10 protein-coding genes are annotated in these 14,576 nt (G+C 64.1%); 6 read left to right on the top strand and 4 right to left on the bottom strand.

What is annotated here, in order from left to right; translation table 11 throughout:
* Window positions 1-27: 27 nt before the first annotated feature.
* The 4 genes from ACDA63_RS19710 to ACDA63_RS19695 form a co-directional block, all read right to left on the bottom strand.
* Window positions 28-1,023, bottom strand: a complete 996-nt coding sequence (locus ACDA63_RS19710; RefSeq protein ID WP_373665011.1) for an LLM class flavin-dependent oxidoreductase — start codon at window positions 1,021-1,023, stop codon at window positions 28-30.
* 73 nt (window positions 1,024-1,096) lie between these two features.
* Window positions 1,097-3,271, bottom strand: coding sequence for a glycogen debranching protein GlgX (gene glgX / locus ACDA63_RS19705; protein WP_373665010.1), 2,175 nt, complete (start codon window positions 3,269-3,271; stop codon window positions 1,097-1,099).
* Window positions 3,272-3,356: 85 nt separating this feature from the next.
* Window positions 3,357-5,912: an alpha-glucan family phosphorylase gene (gene glgP, locus ACDA63_RS19700; RefSeq protein WP_373665009.1), complete on the bottom strand. Its 2,556-nt coding sequence runs from the start codon at window positions 5,910-5,912 to the stop codon at window positions 3,357-3,359.
* A 278-nt stretch (window positions 5,913-6,190) separates the two neighbouring features.
* Window positions 6,191-7,594, bottom strand: a complete 1,404-nt coding sequence (locus ACDA63_RS19695; RefSeq protein ID WP_373665008.1) for an undecaprenyl-phosphate glucose phosphotransferase — start codon at window positions 7,592-7,594, stop codon at window positions 6,191-6,193.
* Between the two features lie 365 nt (window positions 7,595-7,959).
* Between ACDA63_RS19695 and epsL the strand changes: the two genes are divergently transcribed.
* The 6 genes from epsL to epsG all read left to right on the top strand — a co-directional run bounded on the left by epsL (window position 7,960) and on the right by epsG (window position 14,464).
* Complete coding sequence (epsL, locus tag ACDA63_RS19690; RefSeq protein WP_373665007.1) at window positions 7,960-9,198, top strand: XrtB/PEP-CTERM-associated polysaccharide biosynthesis outer membrane protein EpsL; 1,239 nt, start codon at window positions 7,960-7,962, stop codon at window positions 9,196-9,198.
* A gap of 314 nt (window positions 9,199-9,512) precedes the next feature.
* Window positions 9,513-9,905, top strand: a complete 393-nt coding sequence (locus ACDA63_RS19685; RefSeq protein ID WP_373665006.1) for a hypothetical protein — start codon at window positions 9,513-9,515, stop codon at window positions 9,903-9,905.
* A gap of 218 nt (window positions 9,906-10,123) precedes the next feature.
* Complete coding sequence (locus ACDA63_RS19680; protein ID WP_373665005.1) at window positions 10,124-11,125, top strand: EpsD family peptidyl-prolyl cis-trans isomerase; 1,002 nt, start codon at window positions 10,124-10,126, stop codon at window positions 11,123-11,125.
* A gap of 49 nt (window positions 11,126-11,174) precedes the next feature.
* On the top strand, window positions 11,175-12,089 hold the full coding sequence (gene epsE, locus ACDA63_RS19675) for a polysaccharide export protein EpsE (protein WP_373665004.1): 915 nt from the start codon (window positions 11,175-11,177) through the stop codon (window positions 12,087-12,089).
* Between the two features lie 13 nt (window positions 12,090-12,102).
* Entirely contained in the window at window positions 12,103-13,485 is a 1,383-nt protein-coding gene (epsF, locus tag ACDA63_RS19670) for a chain length determinant protein EpsF (RefSeq protein ID WP_373665003.1), read from the top strand.
* A 103-nt stretch (window positions 13,486-13,588) separates the two neighbouring features.
* Entirely contained in the window at window positions 13,589-14,464 is an 876-nt protein-coding gene (gene epsG, locus ACDA63_RS19665; protein WP_373665002.1) for a chain length determinant protein tyrosine kinase EpsG, read from the top strand.
* Window positions 14,465-14,576 lie beyond the last annotated feature (112 nt).

Genomic DNA, 14,576 nt, shown 5'->3' with positions numbered 1-14,576 from the left:
TCGCCTCAGCGGCGAGCCGGAACAGGGTCAGGCGAGACGATTGCGCACCGAGGCGACAATCTCGAAGGAGCGCACGCGGGCGGCGTGGTCGAAGATCTGGGCGGTCACCATGAGTTCGTCGATCCCCGTGCGATCGATGAACCGCCGGATGCCTTGTTCGACCGTATCGGCCGAGCCGACCACGGCCAGCGACAAGGCGTGGTCGGCGCCCGCCCGTTCGACCGGCGACCAGCGGCTGACGGCCTCGTGCGAAGGCCGATTGAGCTTGCCCGGCATGCCGCGCCGCAGGTTGATGAACTGCTGCTGGATCGACGTGAACAACAAGCGCGCTTCGTCATCGGTTTCGGCGGCAAAGACGTTCAGCCCGGCCATGGCATAGGGCCGGTCGAGCCAGCGCGAAGGCGTGAAGCGCGCGCGGTACATCTGCAAGGCGGCTTCGAGGTAGTCCGGCGCAAAGTGCGAGGCAAACGCGAACGGCAGGCCGAGGGCCGCCGCCAGTTGCGCACTGAACATGCTGGAGCCGAGCAACCAGACCGGAATATTCAAGCCCTGGCCCGGCACGGCTTTCACCGAGTCAGGCCCGTCGGCTTGGCCATGAAAGTAATCCAGCAACTCCACGACATCCTGCGGGAAGGTATCGGCGCTGTCGGTCAGGTTACGGCGCAGTGCGCGGGCGGCGCGTTGATCGGTGCCCGGCGCGCGGCCGAGGCCGAGATCGATACGGCCGGGGTAGAGCGATTCGAGCGTGCCGAACTGCTCGGCAATGACCAGTGGCGCATGGTTGGGCAGCATGATGCCGCCTGCGCCCACGCGGATGCGCGAGGTGCCGCCTGCGACGTGGCCGATCACCACGGCCGTGGCGGCGCTGGCGATGCCCGGCATGTTGTGGTGTTCGGCCAGCCAGTAGCGCTCGTAGCCGAGCCGCTCGGCGTGGCGTGCCAGATCGAGCGTATTGGCCAGTGCGTCGCGCGCAGTCCCGTCTGCGCAGATGGGGGAAAGGTCAAGGACGGAAAACGGAATCATGGCTCGCGCTAATGTGTATTGGACCCGTCATCTTGGACCGCGGGGCGACGAATGCAAGTGCCGCGGGGCGACTTCACTCTTCGTCGTTGTCGGTCAATACCTCGGCCAGATTGTGATAGACGCGGGCCAGCTTGTGAGAGCGCAGGGCGAACAGCAAGACCGAGCGCCCCGTCACCGCGTACCTGTCGCCACTGACGAAGTGGGGCAGTTCTTCGCGCTGCGGTACGTTGGTATCGATCAGGTTGATCCACGCGCGGTCGCCCGGGATCTCAGGCAAGGTGAACTCGACGACGTCATAGTGGGCGTTGAATACCAATAACAAGGTGGCATCCGATGCTGGATGCTTGATGCCCGAAGCCTGCGCGCGTCCGTCCAGTACCATGCCGAAGCAGCGCATGCTGGTGTCGTTCCATTGTTCCTGCGTGATATCGACACCGGCCGGCGTGAGCCAGCGTACATCGTGCACGCCGATGGTTTCGTTGAATTCGCCGGTGAGAAATCGGCCCCGTCGCAATACCGGCAGCGCTGAACGCAGATGTGTGAGCTTGCGCACGAAGTTGGCGAGCGCTTCGCCGCGTTCATCCAGATTCCAACTCACCCAGCTCGTTTCATTGTCCTGGCAGTAGGCGTTGTTGTTGCCGCCTTGCGTGCGGCCGAATTCGTCGCCCGCCAGCAGCATCGGCGTGCCCTGCGAGAGCAGCAGGGTGGCAAGGAAGTTACGCTTCTGCCGCTCGCGCAGTTCGATGATGTCCGCGTTGTCGGTCGGGCCTTCCGCGCCCATGTTCCACGAATGGTTGTTGCTGTGGCCGTCGCGGTTGTTTTCGCCGTTGGCCTCGTTGTGCTTGTCGTTGTACGAGACCAGATCGTTGAGGGTGAAGCCGTCGTGCGCGGTGATGAAGTTGACGCTCGCCCAGGGGCGCCGCCCGCCCTGATTGAAGCAATCGGCCGAAGCCGTCAGCCGTGTGGCCAGTTCCGGCACCTTGCCTTCATCGCCTTTCCAGAACGCGCGCACGGTATCGCGGAATTTGTCGTTCCATTCCGCCCAGCCCGGCGGAAAACCACCGACCTGGTAACCGCCGGGGCCGCAGTCCCAAGGTTCCGCGATGAGCTTTGCGCTCGCCAGTATCGGGTCCTGCCGGCAACTGCGCAGGAAGCCGCCGCTGATGTCGAAGCCATGTGGCTCGCGTCCGAGGATGGTCGCCAGATCGAAGCGGAAGCCATCGACATTCATCTCGGTCACCCAGTAGCGCAGGCTGTCCATCACCATCTGCAGCACACGCGCGTTGCTCAGGTTGAGCGTGTTGCCGGTGCCGGTGTCATTGATGTAGTAGCGCGGCTTGTCGGGCATCAGCCGGTAGTACGAAGCGTTGTCGATGCCCTTGAACGACAGTGTCGGCCCCAGTTCGTTGCCCTCCGGCGTGTGGTTGTAGACCACGTCCATGATGATGCCCAGGTGCGCCCGGTGGTAGGTGTCGATCAGTTGCTTGAGTTCGCGGATGTCTGCCTGCGCGAAGTACCGGGGGTCGGCGGCGAAGAAGCCGATGGTGTTGTAGCCCCAGTAATTGACCAGCCCGCGATCGAGCAGGTAGCTGTCATCGATGAAGGTCTGGATCGGCATCAGCTCGACGGACGTCACGCCCAGGCTCTTGATGTACTCGACGACCGCCGGATGGGCCATGCCTTTGAACGTGCCGCGTTCGTTCTCGGGCACGGCCGGGTGCAGCTTGGTGAACCCGCGCACGTGGGCTTCATAAAAAACCGTACGGTCCCACGGTACGCGCACTTTCGACGGACCGTCCCAGCCGAATTCCGTGTCCACCACGCGGCACTTCGGCAGCAGCGGGGCGCTGTCGCGCACATCGAAGCTCAGGTCCTTGTCCTTGTGGCCGATCTCATACGAGAACAGTTCCGGCCCCCATCGCAACTTGCCGATGTGTTCCTTCGCGTACGGGTCCATGACGAGCTTGTTGGGATTGAAGCGGTGGCCGGCATCCGGCTCGTACGGCCCGTGCACGCGGTAGCCGTACACGGTGCCCGGCCGCAGGTCGTGCACATATACGTGCCAGATCTCGTCGGTGAATTCCGGCAGTTCGATGCGATGGAGTTCCTGCTTGCCTTCGTCATCGAACAGGCACAGCTCGACCTTCGTCGCGTTGGCCGAGAAAAGCGCGAAATTGACGCCCTGGTTGTCCCACGTGGCGCCCAGCGGGAAGGGTGAGCCTTCCGAGATTCGGTATTGCGTCGTCATGAAATCTCCTCGCCGCCGTGTGTGGCGGGCTTCATGCGCAATTCTCGTGCCGCCCCGCCATTGCGGCGGGGCGGGGCAGGTCAGCTCACAGCCATTTCATCAACCCCATCTCCAGCGGGTGCGACAGCAGCGCGTGGCGCGGGTAGATACGCACGCGGAAATCGAGCTTGCCGCATTGTTCCGGGCGCAGTTCCAGCGTGTAGCGCCGTTCGCCGTTGCCGATATCCTCGGCGGCTTCGAGCGTATGGTGCGCGGCGTGGTGTTCGATCTGCTCGCGCAGGCCTCGCGTGAGGAGCAGTTCGACCACGACGTCTTCCGGTTCGAGGCCATCGAGCCTGACGGCCAGGTCCATGTGCACCGACTCGCCATAGGTCAGGCGCTTGTCCGGCGGATTCAGCATGCGTAGCGAAACGTTGGGCCACGCGCTGCATACCTTGCCCTTCCAGTCGGCCAGCGCGCGCGCGGCGGCGAAATCATTGGCTTCGAAGCGTCGCCCGTTCTTGCTGGCCGGCAGGTAGAACTTGCCGATGTACTGTTCGAGCATGCGCGTGGCGTTGTAGGCGGGCAGGATCGAGGCGATCGACTTCTTCGCCATGCTGATCCAGTCGGGCGAATAACCCATGTTGTTGGTGCGGTAGTAGAGCGGCAGCACCTGGTCCTGCAACAGTTCGTAGAGCGTCTGCGCTTCTTCGGCATCGCGCCGTTCCGGGTCGGTGCCGTCCGGCGAGGGGCGGATCGCCCAGCCGTTGTCACCTTCGAAGCCTTCTCCCCACCAGCCGTCGAGCACCGACAGGTTGAGTACGCCATTCATGCCGGCCTTCATGCCCGACGTGCCGGACGCTTCCAGCGGATAGATCGGGTTGTTGAGCCAGACATCCACGCCGCTGACCATGCGTCGCCCCAACCGCAGGTCATAGCCTTCCACCAGCAGCACCTTGCCGAGGAATTCCGGCATGTGCGAGATCTTGTGGATGGTGCGGATGAAATCCTGCCCCGGCTTGTCGGCCGGATGCGCCTTGCCGGCGAAGAGGAACAGTACCGGACGTTCCGGGTCGCTGACGATCTTGTGCAGGCGTTCGAGATCCGAGAACAGCAGCGTCGCGCGCTTGTACGTGGCAAAGCGGCGGCCAAAGCCGACCGTGAGCACCCGCGGTTCGGTCGGGTCGGTCTGCGAGAGCATGCGATCGAGGTGCGACGCGCTGCCGTGGTTGCGATGGTGCTGCACGCTGACACGGTGGCGCACCAGGTGCATGAGCTGCGCCTTGAGGTCCTGCCGCACACCCCAGAAAACATGGTCGGGAATCGCGTCGATGCGCTCCCACGTAGCCGCGTCCGTCACGCGCTGGCTCCAGCCGAAGCCCAGGTAGCGATCGAACACTTCGCGCCATTGCGACGCGAGGAAGGTCGGTGCGTGGACCCCGTTGGTGACATAGGTCACCGGGTTCTCGTCTTCGGGAATCTCGGGCCAGAATTCGCGCAGGATATGCGCCGACACGTCACCGTGGATGCGCGACACGCCGTTCTGGAAGCGCGAGCCGCGCACCGCCAGCGCGGTCATGTTGAAGTCTTCCATGCTCTTCACGCTGCCCAGGCTCAGCAGCGTGGCGGCATCGATGCCCATGTCGTGGGCGTGGCGCGACAGGTATTGCAGCACCATGTCGCGCGCGAAGTGATCGTGCCCGGCCGGCACCGGCGTGTGCGTGGTAAACACCGTATTGGAAGCCACCGCTTCGAGCGCGGCCTTGAAAGACAGGCCATTGCTCACCAGCGCGCGGATGCGCTCCAGGATCAGGAAGGCCGCATGGCCCTCATTGATATGCCATACCGTCGGTCGCAGGCCGACCGCGGCCAGGGCGCGCGCGCCGCCCACGCCGAGGACCATCTCCTGCTCGATGCGGGTCTGCCGGTCACCGCCATAGAGCTGATGCGCAATGTCGCGGTCATGCTCGGAATTGGCGGGCAGGTCGGTGTCCAGCAGGAACAGGCGCACATGGCCGATCTTGGCCTGCCACACCTTGGCCTGGATGTCGCGATCCTGCATCGGCACGGTGACCTGCAGCTCCTTGCCGTCCGCATCGAGCACGGGCGAGACAGGCAGATCGTCGAATTCGGAATCCGTGTAGTCGGCCTGCTGGTTGCCATCCTGATCGAAGACCTGGCTGAAATATCCTTGCCGGTACAACAGGCCGATGCCCACGAAGGGCAGGCGCGCGTCACTGGCCGCCTTGCAGTGGTCGCCGGCCAGAATGCCCAGGCCGCCCGAATAGATCGGCAAACTGGCATGAAAGCCGAATTCGGCGCAGAAATACGCCACCAGATCGTCGGGCTTGAACTCGGCGCCCTTGCCGCGCGGCGGCCCGTCCTGGTGATAGATGTCATACGCGGACAGCACGCGGTTCAGGCTGTTGAGATACATCGGATCGGCCGCAGCTTCGAGCAGGCGGTGTTCATCGATGCGTTTGAGCATTGCCTTCGGGCTGTGGCCCACTCCGTTCCAGAGGGCCGGGTGCAGCCGGGCGAAAAGGGTGCGCGTGGCGCGATCCCAGCTATACCAGAGATTGCCGGCCAGTTCTTCGAGCCGAACCAGCTTGGCGGGGATTTTCGGGCGTACTTCCAGTTGAAACACCTGACCTTCTTGCAAGATCGCCTCCCACTATGATGGACGGGTACGCGCCGCTCCCGCGAGGCGCGCCATGGTCAAAATACAAAATAAGCAAAAAAAGTGCTGAATGGAAATTGGCCAGACCCCGAACTATCGCCGGTGTTCCCGCAGCGCAGGCTGGACGGGGCCGGGACGGTCCGAAAGACGGACCGTTGAGTGTGCCGGTCACAGGTGACGGGAAACCGCGCCGCCCCAGGACGGTGCGCGGCAAGAACGCCTAGGGTAAGGCCGTCCGGTCCAGTCCGGGCGGCATTTCCTCAATAGGCCTGCTGGTCGCCCTTGACGGCGACGACGAGGAAAGTCTTGACGATGATCCACAGGTCGAGGCCGAGCGACCAGTTGCGCAGGTAATCCAGGTCGTAGCGGATGCGCGCTTCCATCTTGTCGACGGTGTCGGTCTCCCCCCGGCAGCCGTTGACCTGCGCCCAGCCGGTAATACCCGGCTTGACCTTGTGCCGGACCATGTAACCCTTGATGAGCTTGCGGTACGTCTCGTTGTGCGCCACCGCGTGCGGACGCGGGCCGACGATGCTCATGCGGCCCTGCAGCACGTTGATGAACTGTGGCAGCTCATCCAGCGAGGTTCTGCGGATGAAGGCGCCGAAGGGTGTGACGCGCGCATCGTTCTTGGTGGCCTGTTTCACCACGTCGCCGTTCTCGGTGACGGACATCGAACGGAACTTGTAGACCAGGATCTCGCGCCCATCCAGACCATAGCGACGCTGCTTGAAGATGATCGGGCCGGGCGAACTGCGTTTGACGCCGATGGCGCAGGCCAGCAACAGCGGCGAGATCATCACGAGGATGATCGATGCCAGCACGAGATCCGATACCCGCTTGACGGCCCCGTCCAGGCCCGTGAAGGGCGTCTCGCACACGGCCACGACCGGCATGCCGGCGACGCACTCCATGCGTCCCTGGATCAGATCGGTCATGAAGATGTCCGGCACGAAGTAAACAGATGCCGTCGTGTCCTTCAATTCGTCGAGCAGCGACAGGATGCGTGGCTGACTCGCCATGGGCAGCGCAATGTAGATGTGATCGACGCGCTTGTGTTTGACGAATTCGGCCAGCTCCGACATGCGGCCGAGGAACGGGAGGCGGGTGCCGAGATTGAGGCGTTCTATGGTGCGGTCGTCAAAGACGCCGAGCGGGCGGATTCCGCTGTAATCGCTCGTCAGGAGCTGGTTGGCGAGCGTCACCCCCAGGTCATTACCGCCCACGATCACCGCCGTCTTGACGCCGGAGGCCGACAGTGCGCGCGGCATGTTGGCGCGGATCAGGTAATGGCTCAGCGGCAAGGCCACCAAAGTCGCAGCCAGCCAGGTGAAGATCACCTTATCGGGGTAGAAGCGCTCATACCCACTGGCATAGCCGAACACCAGCAACATCGCCGCGACGAGTACCCAATCCACGACAGTCTTGCGCGTCATTCGCGCCGGTGAATCGCTCAACTGAAGGTTGCCCGGGAAGGTGAGCGAGAACGCGATGAGCCCGAGGATGATGTAGTGGGCTTCGATCCGTTCGCCATACCACGTGGCCGTGATCAACAGGCACAGAACGATCAGCAGCGGGTCGGTAAATATTTCAACGACACGTGCAATCGAAAATCGGGCGCGGAAAAAACTGCGGTACTTCTGGGGGTCGAGGGTCGCAAGCATTTGAATCCCGCTGTCTTTTAGGGTCATTCGAACCGACGATGCAAATGGGCACTCGTCTTGCTAATGGTGACTCGCCGCGATTTGGTGCGGTGCCGCAAGAACTGCGATCGCGACCGGTCGCGGATGTCCCTCACGCATCGCAACCTTGGTTTCATTGTGGTGGCTGCTGCAATGCAGCGCAAGTTTGAAGCGCGCGGGACGAACAGCTAAGGTAAAGAAAAAATCGTGCCGACGCCGCGCCCGCTTTTCGGCGGGGGCCGAAAAATCAGTGGCATGGTGATTGCTAGAGGAAAGTCCGAGCCCATCTGAGAGGACGAGGTAGCCTGTCCATAATTATGCGAACGTCAATATCAGGCCTGAAATTGTTGCAACGCAGTGTAGTTTTCACACTGCTTTCCGCGACGTGGAGCGCACATGCGCAAACGCAGGCGGCGGCAAAGGCGGCCATCGATCCATCGCTGGACGACGGCGACGCCTTCCATGTTTACGTCGGCCAGGGGCTCAAGTACGAGAGCAACGTCTTCAAGCTGGCCGACGGCACCAATCCGGTCGGCGAGACTCACCAGGACGACTGGGTCTCGCTGACTTCGGCGGGCATCGACTTCAACAAGCAGTTCGGCCGCCAGCGCATCTATGCGCTTCTGGGCGGGACCATCGCGCGCTACGCGAGCTTCGATCAACTCGATTACGAAAGCGAAACCATCCGCGCCGGATGGACGACGGGATTCGGTAGCGACAGCACGGCGAGCATCAAGTACCAGAACTACCGCGCGCCGGTGGATATGGCCGACCGTCTCGATCGGCGACTGAACATCGTCACCGACAACCGGATCATCGGCGACGCTGCGGTGCGCGTCGGGGGACCCTGGATGATCGTGGGCGGCGTGATCGCCGCACGCAGTCGCAACAGCCTGGATGACGCCAAGGGCGGCGATAACGACAGCTTTGCAGGCGAGGCGGGGCTGCGCTATGCCCCGCGCACCGACAACTGGCTCGACCTGCGCTATCGGCAATCGAAGTACGACTACCCGAACGTGATCCTGCCCGATCCGTCGCTGGGCCTGTCGCCGACCGCCGACAACAGTTTCAAGCAGCGCGAGTGGCGCCTGTCGGCACTCTACGAACCCACGGGCATCTCGACCTTCGACGGGTATGTCGCCTGGCTGCAACGCGACCACGACCACCTGTCGGAGCGCGACTTCTCCGGTTGGACGGGGCAGCTCAATTACACGTGGAACGTCACCACCATCACGGCGCTGAAATTCCAGATCTACCGTGACCTGGGCGCCATCAACGACGGTTCGGCCACCTATGCGCGCACGACGGGGGCGGCATTCCGGCCCAGTTGGCAGGCCACGCCCAAGCTGGCGTGGGGCGCCGTGGTCGACTGGCGCAAGCGCGACTACGAGGGCAACCAGGTCGTCGGCCTGAATGTCGATCAGCGACGCGAAAACGTATGGACGCTGGGCATCAATGCCGACTGGCAGGTGACGCCGCGCTGGCTCGTGCAGGCCAGTCTGTCCAGCGCGCATCGCAACTCGACGCGGCACGAGGACAACTACGACGACGTCGTGGCGTATGCCAACGTCCGTTATAGGTTCTGATCTTGCTTGTCAGTGGGGGAAAGCCCGCGAAGGACGGCGAGAGCACCAGTACCGAAGGGCATCAGGGCGTGATGGAGACAGGCGGATTTGTCGGTTCATGAACCCTATTCGCCAAAAACAACAGCGCATCGCGCACGCATAAATTTGGCTGATCGAAAGATCGAAAACATCTAATCGAATCGTGTATCTGGCTGGACTAGTGTTGCATTGCAGCAACGAGAGTTTGCAGAGTTTTGCTTTTGCAAACCGTCGCGCATGACATCTGCATTGTCGGGCGACGACTCGCAACACGGTCTGGATGAAGGAGTTGAATCATGAGAGTCACTTTCGTCACAGCAATGTTCGTGTTGGCCACGGGCAGCGCCCCGCTGCTCGCCGCAGAGAGCGGTGGCCGCCTTGACAACGACCTGCGACGCGGGGCGTTTGCATCGACCACGGGGTCCTTCGCCGAAGCCTCGGCCGCCCATAGCGTCCAGGTCAGTCTGGCGCGCCTGGGTAACCCGGCCGATGTCTCGGTGGCCACGCTGGGCCGCGATGCGCGCTCTCCAGGCGCTTCGCGCTATGCCGACGACGGCCGGCTGGTGGCTGCATCGTACGATTCCTTCGAAGCACCTTCGCGCGTGCCGGGCGGACATGGTCTCTATGCCAGCGTCCTGGCTGGACTCGGCATGATCCTCTTTACGGTGATGCGTCGGCTCAACAACTGACGTTTCGCCGCGCGGCCCTGAGGGCCGCACTTGTCGTCCGGCAGGGCCGCCAGGTCCGACGGTGCGCAGCGCGCGGGAGGCGACAGCCTCCTCGGACGACTCCACAACATACGGTGAGGGCGGGGAAGCGATACATGCGCTTTCCCGCGGAGCGGGTCCCGTGCGCCCATTGCGCGCGGGGCGTGTTAGCGGCATGACCGCGCCGGACAGGAATCCGTATGCTGAACGAACACATCGATTGTCTGGCCCCGAACGGATCGACCCGAGCGGGGCCCCCGCAGAGAGCGATCGGCAAGCCCGTCATCGGGCTGGTCGCTGGTGCTTGCGCCGTGCTGGCATGTGCCTGCTCGCGCCCGGCCGCCGTGGCCGATGGCAGCACACAGGCCGCTGCCACCATTGCCACGGTGAACGGCGACCCGATCACGCGCGATCGCTTCATCGACGCGCTGGGCGACCCCAGTGCGCCCCAGGGCGACCCGGCCCAGGCCGGCAAGGTGCTCGATCGCCTGATCGACGAACAGATCGTGGTGCAGCGCGCCATCGAGAAGAAGGTCGACCGCGATCCGCAGGTGGCGCGCGAGATGGATGCCGCACGCCGCGACATCCTGCGTCGGGCGTACCTCGAAGACATCTCCAACGACATCAAGGCACCTTCGCGACAGGAAGTGCGCCAGTACTACCAGCAGCACCCGGACCTTTTTTCGCGGCGTCGCATATACAGCTTCCGCGTGCTCAACCTGCCGGGCATGCGGGAACGCGCGGCCGAAATCCAGGGCCAGGTCGCGCGCGCCCGCGGGTTGCCAGACCTGATGCCGTGGCTGCAGCACAACGGCATGGAGTTCGTCGACAGCGCCACGCAGAAACCGGCCGAACTGATTCCCATGGATGCACTGCCGCGACTGGCGCGCATGCGCGACGGGCAATTGGCGGTAACGGTCGACGGCGACGACGTAGAGATCGTGCAGTTGAGTTCGTCGCGCGTGGAGCCGCTCGATCTCGCCACCGCCACGCCGCTGATCACGCAATACCTCACCAATCAACGCCGCCTGGAACGCGCGGAGCAGGAAGTCAACGAACTGCGGGCTTCGGCGCGCATCGAAAAGCTCGGCGAATTTGCACGCTCGACCACGGCCGGTGCGGCCTCGCCCTTGATCGTCGCGGCACGCGGCGCCAGTGCCGCCGACAGCTTCGATGGACAGCGGCATGTGGCAAGCGAGTAGCGACAGCATGACACCCATAACGATTCGACAGAACCCCCGAGGAGGCACGATGAGCATCCAGGCCACAGTACGAAACCGAGTGATCGCCGCGAGCGCTGCGGTGATGATCGCAGCGCCCGCGTTGGCGCAGACGCAGACCATTCCGCGGGGCCCGCTGATGCAGGCGCCGGTCGAGCAGGCGGCGACACAGGCCGTGCCGCCGGTGTCGCCCGCGGCGCCCACGCCGGCACAGATCGCGCGTGATTATGTGCTCGGGGCAGGGGACATCGTGCGCGTCACGGTCTTCCAGAACCCGGATCTCACCACCGAGACGCGTGTGTCCGAAGCGGGCGCGATCACCTTCCCTCTGATCGGCAACGTGCAGGTCGGCGGCCTGTCGCTGGCGGATGCTGAAAAGAAGATCGCCACGCTGCTGCGTGACGGCAATTACGTGAAGCAACCGCAGGTGACGCTGTTGGTCACGCAGAACCAGGGCAACCAGGTCGCCGTGCTCGGGCAGGTCAACAAGCCGGGCCGCTATCCGCTCGAAACCACCGGCGTGCGGCTGACCGACATGATCGCCACGGCCGGCGGCGTGGCGCCCAGCGGCGGCGACATCGTCGTCGTCACCGGCGTGCGCGACGGCAAGCCGTTCTCGCGACAGATCGACGTGGCCAGCATGTTCCTCAACGGGCGGACCGATGACGACGTCGTGCTGTCCTCCGGCGACACCATCTACGTGCATCGCGCGCCGGCCTTCTATATCTATGGCGAAGTGCAGCACCCCGGCATGTTGCGGCTGGAACGAGGCATGACCGTCATGCAGGCGCTTGCCGCCGGCGGCGGCGTGACCCCGCGCGGGACCACGCGCGGCATGCAGCTCCATCGCAAGGACACCAGCGGCAAGGTCGCGGTGCTGCAACCAAAGATGAACGACACGCTGCAGCCCGACGACATTCTGTACGTCAAGGAAAGCCTCTTCTAAGGAGTCCTGCGCCATGAGCCTTCAGCAACTTTTCCGCATCCTGGCCGCCCGGCGCGGCGTGGTGTTCGGCGCGACCATCATCGTCACGCTCATCGTGTGCGCCGTCACCCTGATGATGACGCGTCAATACACAGCCGCCACCTCGGTTGTGGTCGACGCCAAGCAGGACCCGATCGTGGGGGCGCTCATGCCCACGCAGGCGCAGGCCAGCTACATGGCAACGCAGGTCGACATCATCTCCAGCGAACGCGTCGCGCTGCGCGCCGTGAAAAACCTCCGGCTGGCCGACGATGCTCGCTTCCAGAGGGCGTGGCAGAAATCGACCGAAGGCGAGGGGGACATCAACGTATGGATCGCCCAACTGCTGCTCCAGCGTCTGGTCGTGGCGCCCGGCCGGAACAGCAACGTGCTGACGGTGGCGGTGACGTGGAACGACCCGAAGATGGCTGCGACGCTGGCCAATGGCGTGGCGCAGGCATATCTCGATACGGCCATCGACCTGAAGGTCGAGCCCGCACGGCAGTACGCCGGCTGGTTCGAAGACCGCACCCGTGTGCTGCGTGCCAATCTCGAATCGGCGCAGAAGAAGCTCTCCGACGTGCAGCGCGCCAAGGGCATCGTCGGCTCCAACGACCAGTACGACATCGAGAACGCACGGCTGTCGGAGCTGTCCTCGCAGCTCGTCGCTGTCCAGGCGCTGCGCGCGGACAGCCAATCGCGGCAGGCGCAGGCGTCGGGCAATCGTGACACGCTGCCCGAAGTGCTCCAGAACCCGCTGATCAGCGGCCTCAAGGGCGATCTGTCGCGTGCCGAAGCGCGCCGCGATGACCTCGCCACGCGACTCGGCCCCAATCATCCCGAGATGCAGCGAGTCGAGGGAGAAATCGCCTCGTTGCGCGCACGCATCTCGCAAGAGACCAACAAGATCGCCACCTCGCTCGGCACGGCCAACCAGGTGAACCTCTCGCGCGAAGCCGAAGTGCGCGGCGCGCTCGAAGCGCAACGCCAGCGCGTGCTCTCGCTCAAGCAGCAGCGGGATGACATCGCCGTCCTGCAGCGCGACGTGGATGCCGCACAGAAAGCCTATGACCTCGTCACGCAACGGCTGGCGCAGACCAACCTCGAGAGCCAGACGCAGCAGACCAACGCCGTCATCCTGACCGCCGCCACCGTACCGCTGCGCCCGTCAAGCCCGCGCTTCCTGCTCAATGGCATCGTCGGCATCGCGCTGGGCGGCTTCCTCGGCATCGCACTGGCCATCCTGCTGGAGCTGACCAATCGCCGCGTGCGCAGCGACGACGATCTGCTGGACGTACTCAACGTACCGGTGCTGGCCAACGTCGGCGCAGCGCCGACCAATCGCCGCCAGTGGCTGCTGACGCATTCGCATGCCTGATGAACGCATGGATGCAGGAAAGGGAACCCGCATGAAACCGATGCCCGCAACGCCACGTGCAGTGGCCACCCCGCTGGGGCGCGCCGCCCGGGAGGAAACGCCCATGGACATGAACATCGCCGGCAGCACGCCGCTGGTCCCGCGGGGCCGCTCGATCGGCGCGATCCTGATGGAGGCCGGCCGTCTCTCGCCGCAGGAAGTCGACTTCATCATCGAAGAACAGCAGCAACGCAATCTGCGTTTCGGCGAGGCGGGCCTCAAGCTCGGCTTGCTCAAGGCGGAGGACATCCGCTACGCGCTGGCGCGTCAGTTCGACCACCCCTACGTCATACCGGGCGACACGCGCCTGTCGGACAAACTCGTCGCCGCGTTCCGCCCGAATTCGAGCGTGGTGGAGCAGATGCGCGCGCTGCGCAGCCAGTTGATGATGCGCTGGCTCGACCCGGAGCGCGGCCGAAAGATGATCGCCATCACCAGTGCGCAACGCTACGAGGGACGCAGCTTCATCGCCGCGAATCTGGCCGTCGTGTTCTCGCAACTGGGCGAACGCACGCTGCTGGTCGACGCGGACCTGCGCAATCCGTCGATGCACAAGATGTTCAAGCTGGAAAACCGCGTCGGCCTCTCCAGCCTGCTGGCGCGCCGCGCCGACGTTTCTGAAGCGGTGGTGCGCATCAATGATCTGTTGGGTCTGTCCGTGCTGCCCGCTGGACCGATTCCCCCGAATCCGCAGGAACTGATCGAACGCGAGCAATTCCGCGCGGTGCTGGACGAAGCGGCCGACTCGTTCGATGTGATCGTTCTCGACACCCCGGCCGCGGCGCTGTCGGCGGATGCGTACGTCGCGTCATTGCGGGCGGGGGCGGCGGTGGTGGTGGCGCGCAAGAATGCGACGCCGGTGAATGCGGTGCGGTCCTTGACGAATGGCATCAGTCAGTCGGGGGCGGTGGTGGTGGGGTCGGTGCTCAATGGTTATTGAGATGCGCGCCGAGTATCTCGGCGCATGGGCGAAGCCCTTTCCTGTCGGGTGTGTTGCTGGGCAGAGGTCGTCTCGACTGCTTGCGCCCGATGGCCGGGAGTTCGTCCCGGCG

Origin of the sequence: Uliginosibacterium sp. sgz301328, from assembly GCF_041807905.1 — a bacterium.
In the GTDB taxonomy this organism is placed as follows: Bacteria; Pseudomonadota; Gammaproteobacteria; order Burkholderiales; family Rhodocyclaceae; genus JBGVSA01.
The sequence above is the reverse complement of the archived record's forward strand: the minus strand, read 5'-3'. Positions and strand labels throughout refer to the sequence as shown.

Excerpts from the sequence above, each read along its gene's own strand:
- ACDA63_RS19710 (WP_373665011.1), bottom strand. The coding sequence starts at position 1,023 with ATGATTCCGTTTTCCGTCCTTGACCTTTCCCCCATCTGCGCAGACGGG.
- glgX (WP_373665010.1), bottom strand. The coding sequence starts at position 3,271 with ATGACGACGCAATACCGAATCTCGGAAGGCTCACCCTTCCCGCTGGGC.
- ACDA63_RS19695 (WP_373665008.1), bottom strand. The coding sequence starts at position 7,594 with ATGCTTGCGACCCTCGACCCCCAGAAGTACCGCAGTTTTTTCCGCGCC.
- ACDA63_RS19685 (WP_373665006.1), top strand. The coding sequence starts at position 9,513 with ATGAGAGTCACTTTCGTCACAGCAATGTTCGTGTTGGCCACGGGCAGC.
- ACDA63_RS19680 (WP_373665005.1), top strand. The coding sequence starts at position 10,124 with ATGCTGAACGAACACATCGATTGTCTGGCCCCGAACGGATCGACCCGA.
- epsE (WP_373665004.1), top strand. The coding sequence starts at position 11,175 with ATGAGCATCCAGGCCACAGTACGAAACCGAGTGATCGCCGCGAGCGCT.
- epsF (WP_373665003.1), top strand. The coding sequence starts at position 12,103 with ATGAGCCTTCAGCAACTTTTCCGCATCCTGGCCGCCCGGCGCGGCGTG.
- epsG (WP_373665002.1), top strand. The coding sequence starts at position 13,589 with ATGGACATGAACATCGCCGGCAGCACGCCGCTGGTCCCGCGGGGCCGC.